19 protein-coding genes and 1 pseudogene are annotated in these 17,750 nt (G+C 64.1%); 11 read left to right on the top strand and 9 right to left on the bottom strand.

From position 1 onward, the window contains the following. Window positions 1–8: 8 nt before the first annotated feature. Entirely contained in the window at window positions 9–587 is a 579-nt protein-coding gene (locus tag ACVDG8_RS28175; RefSeq protein ID WP_447251365.1) for a hypothetical protein, read from the bottom strand. A 283-nt stretch (window positions 588–870) separates the two neighbouring features. On the opposite strand from ACVDG8_RS28175, the gene ACVDG8_RS28170 reads away from it, so the two are divergent. Together ACVDG8_RS28170 and soxR are read left to right on the top strand one after the other, a co-directional pair. After that, window positions 871–1,329 carry a tRNA (cytidine(34)-2'-O)-methyltransferase gene (locus tag ACVDG8_RS28170; RefSeq protein ID WP_447251364.1) on the top strand — a complete coding sequence of 153 codons (459 nt, stop codon included), beginning with the start codon at window positions 871–873 and terminating at the stop codon, window positions 1,327–1,329. Between the two features lie 149 nt (window positions 1,330–1,478). Continuing rightward, a pseudogene (soxR, locus tag ACVDG8_RS28165) lies at window positions 1,479–1,921 on the top strand (redox-sensitive transcriptional activator SoxR). A 153-nt stretch (window positions 1,922–2,074) separates the two neighbouring features. Here the strand turns inward: soxR and ACVDG8_RS28160 are convergent. Continuing rightward, on the bottom strand, window positions 2,075–2,332 hold the full coding sequence (locus ACVDG8_RS28160; protein ID WP_447251362.1) for a hypothetical protein: 258 nt from the start codon (window positions 2,330–2,332) through the stop codon (window positions 2,075–2,077). 123 nt (window positions 2,333–2,455) lie between these two features. On the opposite strand from ACVDG8_RS28160, the gene hemF reads away from it, so the two are divergent. The 5 genes from hemF (at window position 2,456) to ACVDG8_RS28135 (ending at window position 6,258) form a co-directional block, all read left to right on the top strand. Next, window positions 2,456–3,370, top strand: coding sequence for an oxygen-dependent coproporphyrinogen oxidase (gene hemF / locus ACVDG8_RS28155; RefSeq protein ID WP_447251361.1), 915 nt, complete (start codon window positions 2,456–2,458; stop codon window positions 3,368–3,370). Between the two features lie 269 nt (window positions 3,371–3,639). Continuing rightward, window positions 3,640–3,900 (top strand): DUF1344 domain-containing protein, encoded by a 261-nt coding sequence (locus tag ACVDG8_RS28150; RefSeq protein WP_447251360.1) that lies wholly within the window; start codon window positions 3,640–3,642, stop codon window positions 3,898–3,900. A gap of 245 nt (window positions 3,901–4,145) precedes the next feature. Continuing rightward, window positions 4,146–4,331 (top strand): DUF1059 domain-containing protein, encoded by a 186-nt coding sequence (locus ACVDG8_RS28145; RefSeq protein ID WP_447251359.1) that lies wholly within the window; start codon window positions 4,146–4,148, stop codon window positions 4,329–4,331. Between the two features lie 276 nt (window positions 4,332–4,607). After that, the gene (locus ACVDG8_RS28140; RefSeq protein WP_447251358.1) at window positions 4,608–5,186 is read left to right on the top strand and encodes a hypothetical protein; all 579 of its coding nucleotides are present in this window, start codon (window positions 4,608–4,610) and stop codon (window positions 5,184–5,186) included. An 82-nt stretch (window positions 5,187–5,268) separates the two neighbouring features. Then, the gene (locus ACVDG8_RS28135) at window positions 5,269–6,258 is read left to right on the top strand and encodes a S8 family serine peptidase (protein WP_447251357.1); all 990 of its coding nucleotides are present in this window, start codon (window positions 5,269–5,271) and stop codon (window positions 6,256–6,258) included. A 20-nt stretch (window positions 6,259–6,278) separates the two neighbouring features. On the opposite strand, the gene ACVDG8_RS28130 is transcribed toward ACVDG8_RS28135, so the two are convergent. Genes ACVDG8_RS28130 through ACVDG8_RS28120 form a run of 3 tightly spaced genes read right to left on the bottom strand, consistent with a single transcriptional unit; the run spans window position 6,279 to window position 8,805 of the window. Continuing rightward, window positions 6,279–7,547, bottom strand: a complete 1,269-nt coding sequence (locus tag ACVDG8_RS28130) for a CCA tRNA nucleotidyltransferase (RefSeq protein ID WP_447251356.1) — start codon at window positions 7,545–7,547, stop codon at window positions 6,279–6,281. Further along, on the bottom strand, window positions 7,544–8,176 hold the full coding sequence (locus ACVDG8_RS28125) for a CoA pyrophosphatase (RefSeq protein WP_447251355.1): 633 nt from the start codon (window positions 8,174–8,176) through the stop codon (window positions 7,544–7,546). The genes ACVDG8_RS28130 and ACVDG8_RS28125 overlap by 4 nt, the downstream gene beginning before the upstream one ends. Then, window positions 8,176–8,805 carry a DUF1285 domain-containing protein gene (locus ACVDG8_RS28120; protein WP_447257117.1) on the bottom strand — a complete coding sequence of 210 codons (630 nt, stop codon included), beginning with the start codon at window positions 8,803–8,805 and terminating at the stop codon, window positions 8,176–8,178. The genes ACVDG8_RS28125 and ACVDG8_RS28120 overlap by 1 nt, the downstream gene beginning before the upstream one ends. 154 nt (window positions 8,806–8,959) lie before the next feature. On the opposite strand from ACVDG8_RS28120, the gene ACVDG8_RS28115 reads away from it, so the two are divergent. The 4 genes from ACVDG8_RS28115 to ACVDG8_RS28100 are packed head-to-tail and all read left to right on the top strand — an operon-like array spanning window position 8,960 to window position 15,869. Continuing rightward, a complete protein-coding gene (locus ACVDG8_RS28115; RefSeq protein WP_447251354.1) occupies window positions 8,960–9,964 on the top strand; it encodes an AAA family ATPase in 1,005 nt (334 codons plus the stop codon). Then, on the top strand, window positions 9,964–10,959 hold the full coding sequence (locus tag ACVDG8_RS28110; protein ID WP_447251353.1) for a DUF58 domain-containing protein: 996 nt from the start codon (window positions 9,964–9,966) through the stop codon (window positions 10,957–10,959). Before ACVDG8_RS28115 ends, ACVDG8_RS28110 begins: the two co-directional genes overlap by 1 nt. Further along, complete coding sequence (locus ACVDG8_RS28105; RefSeq protein WP_447251352.1) at window positions 10,956–13,778, top strand: DUF4159 domain-containing protein; 2,823 nt, start codon at window positions 10,956–10,958, stop codon at window positions 13,776–13,778. The genes ACVDG8_RS28110 and ACVDG8_RS28105 overlap by 4 nt, the downstream gene beginning before the upstream one ends. 3 nt (window positions 13,779–13,781) lie before the next feature. Then, window positions 13,782–15,869 carry a hypothetical protein gene (locus tag ACVDG8_RS28100; RefSeq protein WP_447251351.1) on the top strand — a complete coding sequence of 696 codons (2,088 nt, stop codon included), beginning with the start codon at window positions 13,782–13,784 and terminating at the stop codon, window positions 15,867–15,869. A 173-nt stretch (window positions 15,870–16,042) separates the two neighbouring features. On the opposite strand, the gene clpS is transcribed toward ACVDG8_RS28100, so the two are convergent. The 4 genes from clpS to ACVDG8_RS28080 form a co-directional block, all read right to left on the bottom strand. Next, window positions 16,043–16,348, bottom strand: coding sequence for an ATP-dependent Clp protease adapter ClpS (clpS, locus tag ACVDG8_RS28095; RefSeq protein WP_447251350.1), 306 nt, complete (start codon window positions 16,346–16,348; stop codon window positions 16,043–16,045). 151 nt (window positions 16,349–16,499) lie between these two features. After that, a complete protein-coding gene (locus ACVDG8_RS28090; RefSeq protein ID WP_447251349.1) occupies window positions 16,500–16,838 on the bottom strand; it encodes a hypothetical protein in 339 nt (112 codons plus the stop codon). A 154-nt stretch (window positions 16,839–16,992) separates the two neighbouring features. After that, the gene (locus ACVDG8_RS28085) at window positions 16,993–17,238 is read right to left on the bottom strand and encodes a hypothetical protein (RefSeq protein WP_447251348.1); all 246 of its coding nucleotides are present in this window, start codon (window positions 17,236–17,238) and stop codon (window positions 16,993–16,995) included. A gap of 37 nt (window positions 17,239–17,275) precedes the next feature. Beyond that, window positions 17,276–17,617, bottom strand: a complete 342-nt coding sequence (locus ACVDG8_RS28080; protein ID WP_447251347.1) for a hypothetical protein — start codon at window positions 17,615–17,617, stop codon at window positions 17,276–17,278. Window positions 17,618–17,750: the final 133 nt, after the last annotated feature.

Here is a 17,750-nt window from a genome sequence, read left to right as displayed (position 1 = left end):
CTATGCGCTCACGCGGCGCGGGATTGATGGGCAAGGCTTTTCGGCCGCGCGGCAGCGCGGGCCGACGATACGGAATCATCTGTATCGTCGGCCCTGCTTCGCCCAATATAGGGTGTCGCGGGCGTTTCGCCGACTGGCTTTGCCGGGGATGCTGACGGTCCAGTCCTTCCTGACGAAAAGCTGTCGTCAGCGCGGCCTTTGCGGCCCGGCCGCATCATTCTGACGATGCGGCGCACCAGCGAAGGCCGGCTGTGGTCGGGCACGGCGCGCGAGAAATCGACATCCGGCAGCATGCCGCGATGCGGCCTGCGCCGCGTCTCGGCATGCACCGCCGACGAGTAGGTCTCGCCGATCAGCAGCGCCCACGTCGCCATCTTGCGCTCGTGCAGGCTTCTCGAGCCGGGTATTTTATAGGGATCGAACATCGGTCCGTCCTCCGTGTGAAAATAGAGATAAAAAGGCGAAGCAACATCGTGCGCCGGCATGCGGCCGGAGGCGCGGATTGCATCGGTCAGGACGCGAGGGGACACCTCGGTCAGGACACGCTCAGTTGGGGCAGTCGGCCCCTTTAACGGTTTGAAAAACATCGCAGGATTCCTTCGAAAGCCGAAAACTTGGTTCGGCGGGAATCGGTGCGATCAAATCTAAGAAGTCAGGTAAATCGTCGTACCGATACCGCCGGCAGGCAGGTAAGCCCACGAGAGGGGCGCTGGATGTGCATGGTCATCATGAAATACCCCTCCATCGGTTCGGGTTGACAATGGTCGGCATATACCTGACTTCGCAGAAAATGGCCACCCGCAGGTCCAGGAATTTCCAAAACCACGACCCCGCTGTGGCCGATCTGCCACTTATTAGAAGGACGCGGAAATGAACGACCGTCTCCGCATCGCGCTCTACCAGCCGGATATCGCCGGCAACACCGGCACAATCCTGCGCTTCGCCGCCTGCCTCGACATCGCCGTCGACATCATCGAGCCGGCCGGCTTTCCGCTCTCCGACCGGGCGCTGAAGCGGGCCGGCATGGACTATCTCGAAATGGCGGCGCTGACCCGTCATGCCGACTGGCACGCCTTCGAGGACTGGCGCCGGACGAATACGCACCGCTTGGTGCTGCTCAGCACCAAGGCCGCGACCGCCTACACGGACTTTGCCTTCAGCGCCGGCGACATTCTTCTGTTCGGCCGCGAATCCGCCGGCGTGACCGAGGAAGTTCATCAGGCGGCGGATGCGCGGCTGACCATTCCGATGCGGCCGGGCGCCCGCAGCATCAATGTCGCGCTCTCCGTCGCCATGGTCGCGGGCGAAGCGTTCCGCCAGCTCGGATAGGACGTTCCGGGCCGCCTCGCTGTCCCGGATTGCCTCCGCTTCCGCCGTCATTTTCACCCAGGCGCACATCGCCTTCTCCTTCATTTGCCATATCGTCGTCCTTTCGCTACAAGCTCAACTTAACTTGAGGTCAAGCGAGAAATCTTCAAATGGCTCCGGTAAGGGAATTGACGGTCGGTCAGGTCGCGGTGCGCAGCGGCGTGGCAGTGTCGGCGCTGCATTTCTACGAGGCGCGCGGGCTGATCCGCAGCCACCGCACGTCAGGCAACCAGCGCCGCTACAGCCGCGACGTGCTGCGCCGCGTCGCCATCATCCGCGTCGCCCAGGAGGTCGGCATCTCGCTGGCCGAGATCGCCACCGCATTCCAGTCCCTGCCCGAAGAGCGGACGCCGACGCGCGACGACTGGAATATGCTGTCGACGGCCTGGCGCGACGACCTCGACCAGAAAATCGCCCAGATGAAGAAATTGCGCGATGGCCTGACCGACTGCATCGGCTGCGGCTGCATGTCGATCGACAAATGCCCGCTGAGGAACAAGGAAGACCGGCTGGCGCGGAGGGTACAGGCGCGAGGCGGCTGGTGGTAGGCTGACGGTCTCGCTCCAAGGTGCGTTGAGATTCAGGTCAGGCCGAGTCGAAAATGGTGGCTTCCGAGAACCGGGGCGGAGCGTACTTGAGTACGTGAGCACCGGAAGCGCAGGAAGCCGCCATTTGCAGGCCGGCCTCACCTGAATATCAACGCACCTTAATCCGCCGCCGGCAGCCGCCGCATGGTGAATTCGATCACGTCGCCCGGGCGCTCGAACCAGCTTTCTATCTCGGTCCAGTAGGCCTGCTTGGGAAAGCGCTCGAACCATTCCCTGGCTTTGAGGCGCGCATCCGGGCGCGGCAGCACGAAGGTCTCGCGCAAAAAACCGTCACGCGGCTGTTTCTCACGCTCGGCCCGCGAGCGTTCCAGCCTCTTCTTCAAGCCATCCAGCGGCGGTCTTGCCGGGGTGCCCACGAAGGAACTCCTTTGCACCTGGATCAGACAGGACTTGACCCTTGCCCCCAAGAGATTAGGGATCGCGCGCGGAAAAAACGAGTCATTTGTCGGGCAAGTGAGTCCGCCGTCTGGAGATAGCTTTTGGAACGACCTGACCTTCCCGTGGGGCTGCCGGCCGACATCGAACAGAAGAAGATGAAGGCGCGCCTCTGGTTCGAGGCGCTGCGCGAGCGCATCTGCGTCACCTTCGAGCAGATCGAACAGGATCTCACCGGACCGCAGGCCGAATGGTCGCCCGGCCGTTTCGAGAAGACGCCCTGGGAGCGTGACCAGGGCAAGGGCGGCGGCGGCATCATGTCGATGATGCGTGGCCGGGTCTTCGAGAAGGTCGGCGTGCACACCTCGACGGTCCATGGCGAGTTCTCGCCCGAATTCAGGAAGCAGATCCCCGGCGCCGAGGAAGACCCGCGCTTCTGGGCGAGCGGCATTTCGCTGATCGCGCATCCCTGGAACCCCAACGTTCCCGCCGTGCATATGAACACCCGCATGGTCGTCACCACGCGCCATTGGTTCGGCGGCGGCGCCGACCTGACACCGGTGCTCGACCGGCGCCGCACCCAGGACGACCCGGACACGCAGGCCTTCCACCGCGCCATGCAATTCGCCTGCGAGAAGAATGCCGCAGTCGCCGACTATCCGAAGTTCAAGGCCTGGTGCGACGAGTATTTCTTCTTGCCGCATCGCAATGAGGCGCGCGGCATCGGCGGCATCTTCTTCGACTGGCTGCATTCGGAGGAGGACAAGGGCGGCTGGAACGCCGATCTCAATTTCGTCCAGGACGTCGGGCGCTCATTCCTCGTCGTCTACTCCCACCTGGTACGGGGCAATTTCAACGAGAACTGGACAGGTAGCGACCGCGACGAACAGCTCATCCGCCGCGGCCGTTACGTCGAATTCAACTTGCTTCACGATCGCGGCACCATCTTCGGGCTAAAGACCGGGGGCAATGTCGCCTCGATCCTTTCCAGCCTGCCGCCAGAGGTAAAGTGGCCGTAACAATCCGGTGAGTTAGATCAGGGCCGCATTAAGGTCTCATTCGCCGAATCTTGACCGGCAATGTGGCAGGCAAAATTTCTTTTTCGTCTAATATCCTTTTGAAACAATTGGATTATTTAAGGTCGCCGGGGTCGGGAAGCGCCGGCGGCTCATCTCCCATGGACCGCGACCCGACGCGACTTGACGGCCCTGATCGAGAGGGGTGCCATTCAGGAGCGAGACTTCATCTCGCTCGCAAAGGGCGCCCGCAAATTCCAGGAGAGCATGTCATGCGCAAGCTTATTGTGACGGCAGCCGCCGCTGCCTTTCTCGCCTCCGGTGGCGCCGCCTTCGCCGCGGTCAAGCACACCACCGGTACGGTCAAGAGCTTTGACGGAACGGCCATGAGCCTTGTTCTGGACGACGGGTCGACCTTCACCCTGTCCAAGGCCTTCAAGGATCCCGGCATCCAGACCGGCGAGAAGGTTCGCGTGTCTTGGGACATGAGCGGCAAAAACAAGGTTGCCGAAGCGGTCAAGATCATGAAGTGACGACCTTGCTCTGAAGGGTCCGGTTTCTCAGGCGGCAGGAAAGGCGGGGCACGTTGCTCCGCCTTTCCTTCGAAATAAGACAGGCGACGTCGATGCAACCGAACCGTCTGACGCGTGTTATGGTAATTCGGCAGAGCGATTGCGAGAAAGCGCCCCCCGCTTTTCTTCCCACACTGCCAAGACAAAACATCATCAGGGGTGGCCGACCAAGAGCCGAACCGTCCTGCGCTAGGAAAGGAAAAAACATGAAGGAATTCCAATGCGGATCGCTGGTCCCGGGCTGCGACTGGCACACGCGCGCCGATGAGGAAGCCGAGGTCATGCGCCGCGCCGTCGAGCATCTGCGCGAGACGCATGGCGAGACCATCATCCGCGAAACGATGATCGAAGCGATCCGCTCGCGCATCCAGAAGGTCCGCGACGCGGCCTAAGCAGGCCAAAATCGCGGATTTCGAACGGACAGGCCAACGACGGGATAGCTGGCGATGCTTCGCCACATCCCGCCATTCTGCGTCGTCGGCAAGTTCTGCGCCGTCGGCAAGGCGATATATTTCAAGCAAATTCCTATATTCGTAATCGCTTAGATAACCTCTCGGTAACGGTGCGCGTGCGACTCTGCGGCGTATGATCCGGCCAGAGGCGGGCTGCCCGAGGAGCCCTTCGCCAGTAAGGCGCTGTCCGGAATGGTGGGGCGAGGTGCTTCGCGCATGCGCGAGCGAGTCGACATCCGAGGCGGTCTCTGCGCGGCGGCACTCCTGTTGTGCGCGCTCCTCTGCGCGTCCACGGCAACCGCCCAGGAATGGGCCACTTCCCTCGTTGACATCCATCAGGGCTCTCCGCTCAGCGACCGCGCAAGGAGCCTCGGCAACGGCGGTTATGAGTTGCAGAGCGGAAGCTGGGTATCTTTCAGTCAATGGTACCATGCGAGCTGGGTCGACATGCATGTCGATCTTCTCACCCAGATCACGCCCGATACCGGCATTCTCTGGGGATTTGGCACCGGGGAGCAAGCCGAGAAATACCGTATCGAGCCCAGCCTAAAGCTTGGTTTTCTCACTCAGATCCATCCGAATCCGAACAGCACCCTGTCTCTTTCGGTCACCTCCGTCATCGGCGGCAATCTCACGGAAAAACCCTGCGAGGCCGACTATGGCGATCTGGGTACCTACAGCGTCAACTGCCGGCTCGCGGCGGGCGAGACGGCGCCTGAGGAAACGTTGAAATATCTGGTTAGCGCCAAGCCGGAGACCATGCATCTCTGGCTGAATTACCGTCTCACTTTCTGATCGGAGGCCCACGAAATGAAAATCATCTCGTCCCGAAACTCACGATCGTCCGTCTTGGTTCCTGCTTGATTGGAGAATTAAAATGTCGGTCAATTCCTTGAAGTTCGGCCTTGCTGCTGCCTTGACCATCCTTTCGGCGCCGATTGCATCGGCGCAGGAGGCGCTGAGCCCGGACGAGACGGCCGCGCTCTGCCATGGCGGCGACGCATCCATCTGCGTGAGCGCAACGATGCCGACCGTCACGACGCAAGCGGTGCAGGGACTGCAAAGCTGGATGAGCCCCGATGTCGGCGCCGCATGGACGGCCGGATACAAGGGCAAGGGCGTCACCATCACCATGGTGGACGACTTCAGCAGTACGTCGCGTTTCTCCGGTAATTTCGGCATCGGCGTGCAGACGCAGCGACACGGCGAATGGACGCGCGAGGAGGCAAGCATGATCGCTCCCGCCGCGACCATCCGCTCCAAGGATTTCTCGACCGGTTCGGCTGTCCCGCTGGCCAGCGGCCGCAACGTGCTTAACCTTAGTTACGGCATGTACGCAAATGCGGGCTACAGCGTGAACCAGATCGGCTGGGCCCCAGAAGAGGCATCGATCATTTCCTATGCGACCAGAGGGTCGGCCGTGGTCTCGAAGGCCGCCGGCAACGATGCGATCGCCGTTGGCGGTGTCACAAGCGGCCAGCAGGACTATCTCGACCTAGCCCTGATCGGCAAGTCGACGGCGATCTTCGTCGGCGCGCTGTCGACGAACGGCACCACCACCAACAAGGCGCAGCTTGCCTGGTATTCCGACTACGCCGGTTCCAATACGCAGGTGCAGAGCCACTTCCTCGTGGTCGGCGTCGACGGTGACAAGACCGGTCTTTACGGGACCTCGTTCGCCGCGCCGATCATCTCGGGCTACGCCGCGATCATCGGCAGCAAGTTCACGTCGGCGACGCCGGTCCAGATCACCAACGATCTGCTCAACACCGCCCGCACCGACACGCTGGCCAACTACAACCCGTCCACCTACGGCAAGGGCGAAGCAAGTCTTTCGCGCGCCCTGGCTCCCGTGGCGATACATTGACAGGTGGCGATCTGACCCGACTAAACCTTCAGGGCTTGCGCGGCGCGTTCCATCAGCGCGCCGCGCTTCAGCGTGAAGCCTGACTCGACCCATTCCTTTTCAAGGTTCTTCAACGTGGCGCCAAGCTTCGGCCCCGGCGACGCGCCGAGTTCGGTCAAGTCGGCGCCCTTGATCGGAAAGGCGGGCTTTTCCCATTTTAGCGTAAAATTGAGCAGGCGTGAGAAGCCGCCGGCCTGGATCATCGCGTCATTGTCTTCAACCGCGCGCGCCCGCGCGGCAGCAAGAGCGAGCCGCAGCCGATCGAGGAACCCGTTCCGGTCGCCGAAGTAGAGTTTTTTCGCGAGCTCAGTCTCGGTTGACTTCGATTCCGGCTGAACGGTCAGCGCCCAGTTTCGCAGGCGATCCGCCTCTTCGTTGGAAGACCTCAACCGCTCGGCAAGCGCCTTCATGCGCACGGCATCCGGCGGCACGACCGCTTCCAGCCTGAGCATCGGATCGACGACCCAGCCAAGGTCCTTCTCCGTCCTGACCAGCCCGTGAATGGCGTCGATGCCCCATTTCTCGCTCTCCGGCAGGACGGCCGTCAGCACACCGGCCTGGCGCATCCACAGAAGGGCGCGCGAAGGATCCGACGCCGAGAGCAGCTTCTTCAGTTCGGACCAGACGCGTTCGGCCGAAAGCTGGGCAAGTCCATCCTTCAGCCTGGCGCAGGCCTTCAGGCCTTCAGCATCGGGCCGGCCCTCGCCATACCAGGCAAAGAAGCGGAAAAAGCGCAGGATGCGCAGATAATCCTCGCGGATACGCGCTTCGGCATCGCCGATGAAGCGCAGCCTGCGCGCTTCAATATCGGCGACGCCGCCGACGAGGTCGACAACCGTGCCATCCGCTTCCGCATAAAGCGCATTGATGGTGAAGTCGCGGCGCTCGGCATCGAGCTTCCAGTCGCGCCCGAAGATCACCTTGGCCCGTCGGCCGTCGGTCTCGATATCGGCCCGCAGTGTCGTGACTTCATAGGGTTTGCCGCCGGCGACAACGGTAATGGTGCCATGCTCGATACCGGTTGGCACCGTCTTGAAGCCGGCCGCCTCGGCACGGCGGACAGTTTCCTCCGGCACGGTCGTCGCGGCGATATCGATGTCCGCCACCGGCTGACCGAGCAGCGCGTTGCGGACCGCGCCGCCGGCCACACGAGCCTCTTCGCCGCCCTTCCTCAGCGCCGCCAGAAGCCGCTGCAGGTGCTTGTCGTCCAGCCAGTCGGCCTTCCCCGATAAAGTGATGTCGGCGCTCAAGCGTAGAGTCTCTCATAAAGGGTGCGCACAATGCCGGCGGTGACGCCCCAGATGCGTTGATCGCCATAGGGCATATCGTAGAAGACCCATTCGAGATCGTTCCACATGCGGCTATCACGCTTATGATTGGCCGGATCCATCAGGAAACCGAGCGGCGCCTCGAAGGCGGCGTCGACCTCATCGGCATTGAGCGTCAGCGAAAAACCCGGACGCACCACCGAAAGCACCGGCACGATGCGGTAGCCGCTGCCGGAGACATAATCCGGCATGCGGCCGATAATCTCGATGAAATCGCGCGTGAGCCCGATCTCCTCGAACGTCTCGCGCAAAGCCGTGGCTTCCGGGCCGGGATCGGTCGGGTCGATCGTTCCGCCCGGGAAAGCCACCTGCCCGGAATGGCTGCGCAGCTTCTCGGCGCGCTTGGTGAGCAGCACCGTCGCGCCTTCGGCACGGTCGACCACGGGGATCAGCACCGCGGCGTCGCGCAGCGGCTTGATGTGTTTGAGCCTCGGATGTCCAGGATTGAAACGATGGTCGCCGAAATCGTCGTCCGGGACGATTTCAGGTTGCGCCGCGACGCGGGCGCGAAATTCGGCAACAGAGAACGGCGCCGGCGTCACCTGGTCCATCACGCGCTCAGCCGCTTGAGCTTCTCGGCCGGCATGATCGGATAGACCTCGCCGCCGGAACGCACGGCAAACATCGCCTTGCCGTCGACGTCGATCTCTTCGCCATATTCGACGAGCTCATGCATCACCGGCCGCGCCACCAGCGCCTCCAGCCGTCCGCGCACCAGCACATAGGGCTTCAGCCCGCCGGTTTCCTCCTCATCGACGAAGCGCAACGGATGGCCGGGGCCGGCCGTGACCACGTCGCCGACATTGCTGCGGAAGGTGATGACCTGCTCGTCGCCAATTCCTGAAACATTCATCTCGACCGCGATGAACGGCGCGTCGGCAACACGGATGCCGACCCGCTCGACAGGCGTCACCAGATAAGTCTTACCGTCCGCATCCTTGCGCAGGACGCTCGAAAAAAGCTGCACCAGCGGCATGCGGCCGATCGGCGTTCCTAGATAGAACCAGGTGCCGTCGGCCTTGATCTCCATGTCGAGATCGCCGCAGAAGTCCGGATTCCAGCGCTCGACCGGAGCCGGCCCCTTGCCGGCGCGTGCGCCGCGCGAAATCAGCGCCTCCAGCCCCCGGGCTTCCGTGGCGCTGGTCAGGCTTTGTTCACGATGTTCGCTGCGTTCGGCCATGGTCACGAAATAGTCACTGTTGTCCCGATTGTCAGCCTTGTCCGCCTAAGTCTGTGATTTAAGTTCGATTAGAGGCGCCAGGTGAGGCCGAATCGCGGCATTCTGCGATAGTGAGAATGCAGGCCGATATTTCCAACCACAAGGATCGAGCGGCATGAGCGTGATGATCAAGGAGAGCCCGATCAGCGAAAAGGCGATGATCGACGAGGCCGAGAAGGCGCTGGCCGACATCTCCAGGATCCGCGACGCGGTCGGCCGGGTGATCTTCGGCCAGGAAGCCGTGGTCGAGCGCACGCTGGTCGCGCTGCTGGCTGGCGGCCACGCGCTGCTGGTCGGCGTGCCCGGCCTCGCCAAGACCAAGCTGGTCGAAACGCTTGGCATCGTGCTCGGCCTCGATTCGCGCCGTGTCCAGTTCACGCCCGATCTGATGCCGTCGGACATTCTGGGCTCCGAAGTAATGGAGCAGGACGAATTCGGCAAACGCTCCTTCCGTTTCATTTCCGGGCCGATCTTCACGCAATTGCTGATGGCCGACGAGATCAACCGCGCCTCGCCGCGCACGCAGTCGGCGCTGCTGCAGGCGATGCAGGAGTATCACGTCACCATCGCCGGGGTCCGCCACGACCTGCCCTCGCCCTTCCATGTGCTGGCGACGCAGAACCCGCTGGAACAGGAAGGCACCTATCCGCTGCCCGAAGCGCAGCTCGACCGCTTCCTGATGCAGGTCGACATCCTCTATCCCGAGATCGAGGCCGAGCGCCGCATCCTGCTCGAAACCACCGGTGTCGACGAGGCCAAGGCCGACAATGTGCTGCAGCCGGCAAGGCTGCGGGAGATCCAGACGCTGATCCGCCGCATGCCGGTGCCGGAAAGCGTCGTCGAGGCGATCCTCAAGCTGGTGCGCTCGGCGCGTCCCGGCCAGGGCAATGCCGAGACCGACAGGCATGTCGCCTGGGGCCCGGGCCCACGCGCCAGCCAGGCGCTGACCCTGTGCGCCCGCGCACGCGCCCTATATGATGGAAGGTTGGCGCCTTCGGTCGACGACATCCGTGCATTGGCCGAGCCGGTGCTGCAGCATCGCATGGCGCTGACGTTCGCCGCCCGCGCCGAGGGCACTTCGGTGCGCGACGTGGTGGCGAAACTGGCAAAAGGCATCTGATGGGTCGAATTGGCGAGGTCCAGGCACCGGTTGCGACGCGCGACGCGCTCGCCCGTGGCCGGTTGCGGGCCTCCTTGGTGCCGGACCTGCTGGTCGAGGCACGCCGCATCGTCAACACGGTGATCGCTGGCTGGCATGGCCGCCGCAAGCGCGGCATCGGCGAGAATTTCTGGCAGTTCCGGCCCTATGTCGAAGGCGATTCCTCGCGCATCGACTGGCGCCGTTCGGCCCGCGACGACCACACCTATGTGCGCGACCGCGAGTGGGAGGCAGCCCACACCGTCTGGCTCTGGGCCGATCCCTCGCCTTCCATGCTCTACAAATCCGCCGGCGCCGGCGTTTCCAAGGAATCGCGCGCGCTGGTCCTGACCCTTGCCATGGCCGAGCTTCTGTCGCGCAGCGGCGAGCGCATCGCCTGGCCCGGCCTGACCGACCCGTTCACTGCCCGCAATGGCGCCGAGCGCATAGCCGCGCAGCTCAGCCATGCAGCCGCCCTGCCGGCCAAGCCCGACCTGTCGGCCGTCCGCCGCTTCTGCGACATCGTGCTTGTCAGCGATTTCCTCGATCCGGTCGAGGAGACCATGGCCTGGCTCGACGTGCTGGCGCGCCATGGCGTGCGCGCGCATCTGATCGAGGTTGCCGACCCGGCTGAGGAGACGTTCCCTTACGCCGGCCGCACAGAGTTCACCGATCCGGAGACGGGCGAGAAACTGACAGCCGGCCGCGCCGAGATGCTGGCCGAGGACTACCGCCTGCTCTACCGGGCTCGCCGCGAGGAACTGGCTGCCTGGTGCAAGCGCCTCGGCTGGAGTTTCACCGTCAACCACACCGACCGCCTCGCTTCCGAAGCGCTGGTGCGCGTGCACCTGGCGATGACGGCTGATGGCGCCAATGCGGGGTTGACCACTAGTGGTTATACGGGGTTGACCACTAGTGGTCACACCGGGTTGACCAGTGGTCATACCGAGCTGACCGCCGGAAAGGCGGTCGCATGAGCTGGCTGCCGCTTTCCTTCGGCGCCCCCATGATCCTGTGGGGTCTCCTGGCCCTGCCGGTGATCTGGTGGCTGCTCAGGCTGACGCCGCCGAAGCCGCAGGCGGAAGTCTTTCCGCCGCTGAAAATCCTTGCCCGGGTGCTGCGGCGCGAGGAAACGCCGCAACAAAGCCCCTGGTGGCTGACGCTGCTTCGGCTGCTGATGGCGGCGCTCGTCATCATCGCGCTGGCCGAGCCGGTCTTCAATCCGCGCGAAAAACTGCCGGCGGAAGGCTCGGCTCTGGCGCTGGTCATCGACAACAGCTGGGCAAGTGCCGCCGACTGGGGCAAGCGTGTCGCCACCGCCGAGCGGCTGATCGCCGATGCCGGTTCGAACGGCGTGCCGGTCGTCATTGCCTTCACCGCCGAAAAATCCAATGCCGAGATCGGCCCGTTCGATGCGGCGGCGGCGCTCGACCGGCTGCGCGCCGCCAAGCCGCGCCCGATCCCGACCGACCGGCCTGCCGTCTATGCCCGCGTCGCGGCCACGTTGGAGCGCCTGTCCGGCGCCAGCGTTGCCGTGCTGGCCGATGGACTGGCAGCCAATGGCGATGACGCGGCTTTCAAGACGCTGCTGGAGAAGAACGCCTCGCGGCTGGTCTGGGTCGCTTCCGACCGGCTTGCGGTGACCGGCCTGACCGGCGCCGACAACCAGGTCGACGGCTTCGCGCTGACCGCCATCCGCGCGCCGGGTGATCCGGCACCGGCGCAGGTCACCGCGGGCGCCTTCGACGACAAGGGCCGGCGCATCGCCGACGCGACCTTGACCTTCGCGCCGGGCGAAGCCACCGCCACCGGAACGATGGCGGTGCCGTTCGAACTGCGCAACGACTTTGCCTCGATCGCGCTCGACGGCGAACACCAGGCCGGCGCCGTGCGCGTGCTGGACGAAAGCTCCAAGCGCCGCCGGGTCGGGTTGCTGTCGCAGGCCGAGGCCGACCAGGCGCAGCCGCTTCTGTCGCCGCTCTATTACATCCGCCGCGCCTTGCAGCCTTTTGCCGATCTCGTCGAACCGTCGAGCGCCGACCTGGCCGACGCCATTCCGCAGCTTCTCAACCAGAAGCCGGCCATGATCATCATGGCCGATGTCGGCACCATCCCGGAGCAGGTCCGGCCGCGGCTGGTCGACTGGGTCAACAATGGCGGCACCTTGGTGCGCTTTGCCGGGCCGCGCCTTGCCGCCGCTGGCAATGACGACGACCTCCTGCCCGTACGGCTGCGCAGCGGCGAGCGCGCGCTGGGCGGCGCGCTGTCCTGGACGACACCGCAGGCCGTCACCGAATTCCCGAAGAACGGCCCCTTTGCCGACCTCTCCCCACCTTCCGAGGTGACAGTGAGCCGGCAGGTGCTGGCCGAGCCGACGCCCGACATCGTCGAGCGCACCTGGGCCACGCTCGCCGACGGCACGCCATTGGTCACCGGCATGAAAAAGGACAAGGGCACCCTGGTGCTCTTCCATGTCACGCCCGAGGCGACCTGGTCGAGCCTGCCGATTTCCGGCAGCTTCGTCGAAATGCTGAGGCGCGTCGTGCAGCTGTCGCGCAACCAGGGCGCGGCTGTCGCCAACGCCGAAGCCAAGGCAGCGTCGCTGGCACCTTACCGCATGATCGACGCCGACGGCTTGCTGGCGCCGCCCTCGCCCGACGCGCGCCCACTGGTGCCAGGCGCCGGCCCGCTGCCGGTGACGCTGGAAAACCCGCCTGGCCTTTATGGCTCGGAGACCGGCGTTTTCGCGCACAACCTGCTCAATGCCGCAAGCACGTTCACGCCACTCACCCGTCCGCAGATCTCGCTGCCGGTGACAACCATTCCCTATGCCTTCGACGAATCGGAAAACCTCAAAGGTCCGCTGGTGGCCGTGGCGCTGCTCTTGATGGTGCTCGACACGCTGGCCGTCTTCTGGATGGGCGGGCTTTTGTCACGCCGGCCGCGCCGCGCCGCCGCGGCGACTGCCGCTGCCGCCGTCGTGATCGTGCTGGGCGGGCTGTTCGGCCACGCCGACCTTGCCCGCGCCGACGATTCCAAGCCCGGCGACGCGCAGGCGATCGAGGACATCTCGAAGACCCGCATGGCCTACGTGATCACCGGCGTGCCGGGCGATGATTCGATCAGCCGCGCCGGCCTCGAGGGCCTGACCCGTTTCCTGATCGAGAAGACGGCGCTGGAGCCGGGCCCGCCGGCCGGCGTCGACATCGCCAAGGACGAGCTGTCTTTCTTCCCGCTGATCTACTGGCCGATCGACGCAACTGCGCCGATGCCGAGCCAGGCCGCGATCGCCCGCATCGATGCCTACATGCAGCAGGGCGGCACGGTCCTGTTCGACACGCGTGACCAGTTCTCCAACGGCATCGGCGCCGATGCGGCCAGCCCCGCGACCGAACGGCTGCGCGACATCCTGGCCAACCTCAACGTGCCGCCGCTGGAGCCGGTGCCGTCGGATCACGTGCTGACGAAGTCCTTCTTCATCCTTCCGGAGTTCCCCGGACGCTTCAACGGCAGCCCGCTCTGGGTCGAGGCTTCGCTCGACGCCAGCAACACCGAGAACCGCCCGGTGCGCGTCGGCGACGGCGTGTCGCCGATCATGATCACCGCCAATGATTTCGCCGGCGCCTGGGCCGTCGACGAGAATGGCGACGCGCTTTTGCCGACGGTCCCGCCGGACCCGATGCAGCGCGTCTATGCGCTGCGCGCCGGCGTCAACATCATGATGTACATGCTGACCGGCAATTATAAATCCGACCAGGTGCATGTGCCGGTGCTGCTCGAACGGTTGGGGCAGTAGCGCATGAATTGGTCGATCTCCTTCGAGCCGCTCGTTTCCTGGCCCCTGTTCGGCCTGCTCTTCGTGCCGTTGCTGCTGCTTGCGCTTGCCGGCCTGTGGTTCCGCCAGCGTGGCTCGGCCTTGCGTTTGATCGCACTGCTGGCGCTTGCCGCGGCGTTGCTCAATCCTGTGTTCCTCGCCGAGGAGCGCGAGGCGCTGAAGAGTGTCGTTGCTCTTATCGTCGACCGCAGTCAGAGCCAGGATATCGGCGACCGCGCCAAGCAGACCGACGCGGCGCTGGCCGGGATGCAGCAGCGGCTTGCCCGCTTCAAGCAGTTCGACGTGCGCGTCGTCGAAGCCGGCAAATCGGAAGCCGCCGACGATCGCACGGAAACCAGGCTGTTCGGCGCCTTGGAAGGCGCCTTCCGCGACGTACCGCCCTCGCGCATCGGTGGCGCGATCATGATCACCGACGGCGAGGTGCACGACACGCCGTCCGGTCCGCCCGAGTTCAACGCGCCCTTGCATGCGCTGATCACTGGCAACGAGCATGAGAAGGACCGCCGCATCCGCTTCGAGAACGCGCCGCGCTTCGGTCTTGTCGGCAAGCCGCTTGACATGACCTACCGTGTCATCTCGACCGAAGGCGACGGCGCGCCTGTCGACGTTAGGGTGTCGGTCAACGGCGAACAGGTTTCGGTCGAGCATGCGACCGTCGGCCAGCCGATGAAGCTGCAGGTCACCATTCCCAATGCCGGCCGCAACATCGTCCAGCTCGGCATCGACCGCGAGCCGGGCGAGCTGACCGATGCCAACAATCGCGCCATCGCGCTGGTCGACGGCATCCGCGAGAACCTGCGCGTGCTGCTGGTTTCCGGTGAGCCGCATGCCGGCGAGCGTACCTGGCGCAATTTGTTGAAGTCGGATGCCTCGGTCGATCTCGTCCACTTCACCATCCTGCGCCCACCGGAAAAACAGGACGGCACGCCGATCAACGAATTGTCCTTGATCGCCTTTCCGACGCGCGAGCTGTTCGTCGAGAAGATCAAGGACTTCGATCTCATCATCTTCGACCGCTATCAGCACCGCGACGTGCTGCCGATCCTCTACTACGACTACATCTCCGAATATGTCGAAAAGGGCGGCGCGCTGCTGATTGCCGCCGGCCCCGAATATGCCGGCGAGAATTCGATCGCACGCACCCCGTTGAACGCGGCACTGCCAGCGATGCCGACGGGCGAAGTGGTCGACAAGGCCTACTACCCGCGCCTGACGGAGTTAGGCCAACGCCATCCGGTGACGCGCGGGCTCGACGGCTCGGCCAGCGAGCCGCCGCATTGGAGCCGGTGGTTCCGCACCATCGGCGTCAAAAATCCGGAAGGCGAAGTGGTGATGAAGGGCGCCGATGACCGGCCGCTGCTTTTGCTCGACCGCAAGGGCGAAGGCCGCGTCGGCATGCTCTTATCCGACCAGGGCTGGCTGTGGGCGCGCGGTTTCGAGGGCGGCGGCCCGCATGTCCAGCTCTACCGGCGCATTGCGCATTGGCTGATGAAGGAACCTGAGCTGGAAGAAGAGCGGCTGACCGCCGACGGCCGCGGCATGATGCTGGAGATCCGCCGCCAGACGATGCGCGACGATCCGGGCGTGGCCCAAGTGATCACGCCGTCCGGCAAGGCGGTGACCGTAAAGTTGCAAAAATCCGAGCCCGGCATTTTCACCGGCAGCGTTCAAGTCGGCGAGATCGGCCTCTACCAGGTCGGCAATGGCGACCTGACCGCTTTGGCCCATGTCGGCCCGATCAACGCGCCGGAATTCGCCGACGTCGTCTCCACCGAGAACAAGCTGAAAGCGCCGGCCGAGGCGACCGGCGGCAGCGTGCGCCGGCTGGCGCCATCATCCATGCTCGGCAGCCTCGCCGGTGGTGTGGCGCTGCCCTCGATCGTGCCGGTGCGCTCTTCAGCCGCTGCCTCGGGCGACGATTGGATCGGCCTGCGCACCACCGACGACAGCGCGTTGAAGGCCGTGTCGCGTGTGCCTTTGTTCGGTGGTTTCCTCGGCCTCGGCCTGCTGCTCTTGGCCATCGGTTCGATGTGGTACCGCGAGGGGCGGTGAGCCTTCTTACCTCTCCCCTTGTGGGAGAGGTCGGATTGCCCCGATTTGTCCTTCACAAATCGGTTGGCAATCCGGGTGAGGGGTAACTTGGCGCCAAGCTGGAACACCCCTCATCCGTCTCGGCGCTGCGCGCCGATCCACCTTCTCCCACAAGGGGAGAAGGAAAAACGCCCCTACTCTTCCGGCTCGGTCGTGAACAGCAGCGGATAGCCCTTGGCCTTGCCGGCGTCGGTCGCCCGCGTTGCCTTGGTCTCGGCAATATCCCTTGTGAAGACCGCGACCACGCAGACACCGCGGGTGTGCGCGGTGATCATGACGCGGTTCGCCTGGTCTTCGCTGAGCTTGAACTCGCCTTTGAGCACCGTCACCACGAATTCACGCGGCGTGAAATCGTCATTGACGAGGATGACTTTGTAGAGCTTCGGCCGTTCGGTCTTCGGCTGTATCTTGGTGCGAGGTTTGATAACTGTTTCGGGCATCGGAAATCCACGGATACGGCTTTCACGTCAAAATTGCGCTGACAACTCGGCTGACGCCCAGTTTGTCACGCAAGGGGACACGCGTCCAATGGCCTGCGGGCGGTTGCCTGGCTTGGGCGGTAAGCCTTATGTGGGGCGCGTCGTCCGCCGTTCAACGGCCCTGTCGGTCCGCGGTGCGGCGCATGCCGGAGCGTCCGGAGCCGGCGCCATCATCCATGTCGGAGCCGCGCTCGACAAAGGCGAAGAATATCCAGCCGACAAAACCGATCACGGTCGCGCCGGTCAGCACGATCAGGATCCAGGATTGCGCCGGCGTGATGTAGTCGAAGCTTGAGGTGATCAACGGCGCGAAGAGCTCAGGCTCGGTCCGGCCGCTGGCGGGATCCGGCACAGGGCTGGCCGTGAAGATGATCAACGCGCGTGCCGCCGCGGTGGCGATCAGGCCGCCGAGAGTCAGCAAACGCATCAGGGACGAAAACCGCTTCTTCATGCGGATTGTCCTACCGCACCGGCATTGCAATCGGGTTAAAGCGTCACGATTGGCGCGGGCTGAAGCTGCCGGGTCGGCTCCTGCCGCCAATAAGCCGCCCCAGCCGAAAAACGGCCGGAACGGCTTTGCAAGATCAACTTGCCGAAACCTGAGATCAGGTCTTCGGAGCGTCCTTCTTGACGACCTTCTTCGCGGTCTTCTTCGCGGCCTTCTTGTGCTTCTTGGCCTTCTTCACGACTTTCTTCATCGGCTTGGCGGTAGCGTCGGCAGCCGGAGCGGTCGTGGTGGTGGTCGAAGCAGCGGGAGCGGTGGTCGTGGCGGTGGCAGCGTTGCCGAGAGCCGGCATGGCGAAAGCGAGAGCAACGGCAAGACCGGTGGCGGAGAGGATGGACTTCTTCATGGCTTCATTTCCTTTTTTGTGCAGGTCTGTGAGAGCATCACTGAACGGGATCGATCGGTGTCACTCCAAGCAGCTTCAAAGCGTTTGCGAGCATCCGGATACCCTGCGCCTGTTTCTTGGCAGCACAGAACCGGTTGCCCTTTCTTTGCAGTGCTTTCGCCGCGGTGACCTGCGTTGCCGCGGCATGGGTTTCGAGGGCTTCGTCAACTTGACGGCTCAGATTGGTGCAGCGCTCGGTCCGGGTAAGTGGAGCGACCTTTGCGGCGACCGCGGCCTTGGCGGGGGTCGCGACCTTGGCGGGGGTCGAGGTGCCGGCTGCTGCTGTGATGAGCGACATGCTGAGCAAAGCACCCATCACGCTGATCCAGAACCTCTGCATTGGTCTTGTCCGTTACTCCGGAAACTTGCGTCGCAGCCATCGCCTGACCGCCACGACACCGGTTATGCCCTTGAAATTTTTCACCAGTTTTTCCCGACTGTAGAATTTTGTTTCTGGATTGTTTCTGGGGACT

The organism is Mesorhizobium sp. ORM8.1 (genome assembly GCF_053005525.2).
Note: the sequence above shows the minus strand (reverse complement) of the source record. Positions and strands in the feature narration are given on the sequence as shown.

What these genes read in the sequence shown, in the direction of transcription:
- ACVDG8_RS28080 (WP_447251347.1), bottom strand. Translation starts at nt 17,617, where the DNA reads ATGCAGAGGTTCTGGATCAGCGTGATGGGTGCTTTGCTCAGCATGTCG.
- ACVDG8_RS28135 (WP_447251357.1), top strand. Translation starts at nt 5,269, where the DNA reads ATGTCGGTCAATTCCTTGAAGTTCGGCCTTGCTGCTGCCTTGACCATC.
- ACVDG8_RS28110 (WP_447251353.1), top strand. Translation starts at nt 9,964, where the DNA reads ATGGGTCGAATTGGCGAGGTCCAGGCACCGGTTGCGACGCGCGACGCG.
- ACVDG8_RS28125 (WP_447251355.1), bottom strand. Translation starts at nt 8,176, where the DNA reads ATGGACCAGGTGACGCCGGCGCCGTTCTCTGTTGCCGAATTTCGCGCC.
- ACVDG8_RS28090 (WP_447251349.1), bottom strand. Translation starts at nt 16,838, where the DNA reads ATGAAGAAGCGGTTTTCGTCCCTGATGCGTTTGCTGACTCTCGGCGGC.
- ACVDG8_RS28100 (WP_447251351.1), top strand. Translation starts at nt 13,782, where the DNA reads ATGAATTGGTCGATCTCCTTCGAGCCGCTCGTTTCCTGGCCCCTGTTC.
- ACVDG8_RS28150 (WP_447251360.1), top strand. Translation starts at nt 3,640, where the DNA reads ATGCGCAAGCTTATTGTGACGGCAGCCGCCGCTGCCTTTCTCGCCTCC.
- clpS (WP_447251350.1), bottom strand. Translation starts at nt 16,348, where the DNA reads ATGCCCGAAACAGTTATCAAACCTCGCACCAAGATACAGCCGAAGACC.
- ACVDG8_RS28115 (WP_447251354.1), top strand. Translation starts at nt 8,960, where the DNA reads ATGAGCGTGATGATCAAGGAGAGCCCGATCAGCGAAAAGGCGATGATC.
- ACVDG8_RS28085 (WP_447251348.1), bottom strand. Translation starts at nt 17,238, where the DNA reads ATGAAGAAGTCCATCCTCTCCGCCACCGGTCTTGCCGTTGCTCTCGCT.
- ACVDG8_RS28175 (WP_447251365.1), bottom strand. Translation starts at nt 587, where the DNA reads ATGTTTTTCAAACCGTTAAAGGGGCCGACTGCCCCAACTGAGCGTGTC.
- ACVDG8_RS28105 (WP_447251352.1), top strand. Translation starts at nt 10,956, where the DNA reads ATGAGCTGGCTGCCGCTTTCCTTCGGCGCCCCCATGATCCTGTGGGGT.
- ACVDG8_RS28120 (WP_447257117.1), bottom strand. Translation starts at nt 8,805, where the DNA reads ATGGCCGAACGCAGCGAACATCGTGAACAAAGCCTGACCAGCGCCACG.
- ACVDG8_RS28170 (WP_447251364.1), top strand. Translation starts at nt 871, where the DNA reads ATGAACGACCGTCTCCGCATCGCGCTCTACCAGCCGGATATCGCCGGC.
- ACVDG8_RS28145 (WP_447251359.1), top strand. Translation starts at nt 4,146, where the DNA reads ATGAAGGAATTCCAATGCGGATCGCTGGTCCCGGGCTGCGACTGGCAC.
- ACVDG8_RS28140 (WP_447251358.1), top strand. Translation starts at nt 4,608, where the DNA reads ATGCGCGAGCGAGTCGACATCCGAGGCGGTCTCTGCGCGGCGGCACTC.